This is a genomic window from Pseudomonas sp. SDO5591_S426, from assembly GCF_054070755.1.
The window spans coordinates 1-2,230 of record NZ_JBSVXD010000371.1; the positions used below are offsets into that span (position 1 = coordinate 1).

Below are 2,230 nucleotides of genomic sequence, written 5' to 3' on the forward strand. Positions count from 1 at the left end.
GTTCACCTGTAGGAGCTGCCGCAGGCTGCGATCTTTTCATTTGCCACACCCGATTTTTCTGGTATTTGATTGAGCCTTTCCCTCCGGCAAAAGGATTTCCTCATGAGCTACCGCACACTGGGTCATTCGGGCCTGCAAGTTTCTACCCTGACCCTGGGCACGATGATGTTCGGCGAACAGACCAGCACCGAAGATTCCCTGCGAATCATCGACAAGGCCTGGGACCAGGGCATCAATTTCATCGACACCGCCGACGTCTACACCAACGGCCGCTCCGAAGAAATCGTCGGCGAGGCCATCGCCAGTCGCCGTCATGAATGGGTGCTGGCGACCAAGGTCGGCTTCGGCCCGGTGGACGGCGTGCCGAACCGCAGCGGCTTGAGCCGCAAGCACATTTTCAACGGTCTCGAAGCCAGCCTGACGCGTTTGGGCACCGACTACCTCGACATCTATTACCTGCACCGCGAAGACCACAACACCCCGCTTGAGGTGACGGTATCGGCCATCGGCGATTTGATTCGCCAGGGCAAGATTCGCTATTGGGGCCTGTCGAATTACCGTGGCTGGCGCATCGCCGAAGTGATTCGTATCGCCGACAAACTCGGGGTTGACCGGCCGGTGATCAGCCAGCCGTTATACAACATCGTCAACCGCCAGGCTGAAACCGAGCAGATCACCGCCGCGCAAAACTACGGCCTCGGTGTCGTGCCATATAGTCCTTTGGCCCGTGGTGTGCTCAGCGGCAAGTACGCACCAGACGCGAAACCGGAGGCCAACAGCCGCGCCGGGCGCCAGGACAAACGCATCCTCGAAACCGAATGGCGCGTCGAATCCCTGCGCATTGCCCAGCAGATCCAGCAATACACCGAGCAACGCGGTGTGGGCATCGTCGAATTCGCCATTGCCTGGGTGCTGAACAACAGCGCCGTCACCTCGGCCATAGTCGGCCCGCGCACAGAAGCGCAGTGGGATGCCTACACTAAGGCGCAGGCGGTGAAGATCACGGCTGAAGACGAGGCGTTCATAGATTCGCTGGTGACACCGGGGCATGCGTCGACACCGGGGTTCAATGATGTGAGCCATTTTGTGTCGGGCCGTAAAATCACGTAATACCTGACGACATATGTACCCTGTGGGAGCTGGCTTGCCAGCGATGCGGTTGCCCATTCAAAGCCGAAGTTGGCTGATAGACCGCTATCGCTGGCAAGCCAGCTCCCACAGGTTAGGTATTGATTGATCGGTCAATGTCCGGCTGAAAAAACACGTATCCTCTGCGCCCGTTTCACACTCACTCAAAATCACGCGAGGACAGCTTGTCTAAAGGTATCGCTCTATCGGTTTCAGCCTCGGTGCTGTTTGCCGTCATGTATTACTACACCTCGCTGCTCACCCCTTTGAGCGGCGTGGAAATTTTCGGCTGGCGCATGCTGCTGACGGTACCCTGCATGACCGTATTCATGCTGGTGTCCGGGGAATGGCGGCGTGTGGTCGACCTGCTGCGGCGGATCGGTGCGCAACCAAAGTTGATTGCAGGTTTGTTGCTTTCGTCGGCGCTGCTGGGCGTACAACTCTGGTTGTTCATGTGGGCGCCGCTCAACGGCTACAGCCTCGATGTGTCGCTGGGCTATTTCCTGTTGCCGCTGGCCATGGTGCTGACCGGGCGCATCGCCTACGGCGAACGCCTGTCGTACCTGCAAAAAGTCGCGGTGTTTTTCGCCAGCCTTGGCGTGATCAATGAGTTGTATCAGGTCGGTGGTTTTTCCTGGGCCACGCTGGTGGTGGTCATCGGTTATCCGCTGTACTTCGTGCTGCGCAAATGGCTGAAGACCGACAACCTCGGCGGGCTGTGGCTGGACATGACCCTGATGCTGCCGATCGCCTACTGGTTCGTACACGGTGGCGAGCAAGGCTTCGGCGTGTTCGATCAGTACCCGGCGCTGTCCTGGCTGATCCCGTTGCTCGGTCTGATCAGTGCGTCGGCACTGGTCGTCTACATCATCGCCAGTCGCTTGCTGCCGTTCAGCCTGTTTGGCTTGTTGAGTTATGTGGAGCCGGTGCTGTTGCTCGGTGTGGCGTTGTTGCTGGGGGAAAGCATCAAGCCGACTGAATGGCTGACGTACATTCCGATCTGGATGGCGGTGCTGGTGTTGGTGTTTGAAGGGTTCAAGCATTTGATGCGACAGCGCAGGCCTTAAAAGCAAAAGATCGCAGCCTTCGGCAGCTCCTACAG

At 58.3% G+C, this 2,230-nt stretch carries 2 protein-coding genes; both read left to right on the forward strand.

What is annotated here, in order from left to right:
• Window positions 1–102 precede the first annotated feature (102 nt).
• Window positions 103–1,110, forward strand: coding sequence for an aldo/keto reductase (locus ACW9JC_RS30040; RefSeq protein ID WP_457459586.1), 1,008 nt, complete (start codon window positions 103–105; stop codon window positions 1,108–1,110).
• A 203-nt stretch (window positions 1,111–1,313) separates the two neighbouring features.
• A complete protein-coding gene (rarD, locus tag ACW9JC_RS30045) occupies window positions 1,314–2,195 on the forward strand; it encodes an EamA family transporter RarD (protein ID WP_457459588.1) in 882 nt (293 codons plus the stop codon).
• Window positions 2,196–2,230 lie beyond the last annotated feature (35 nt).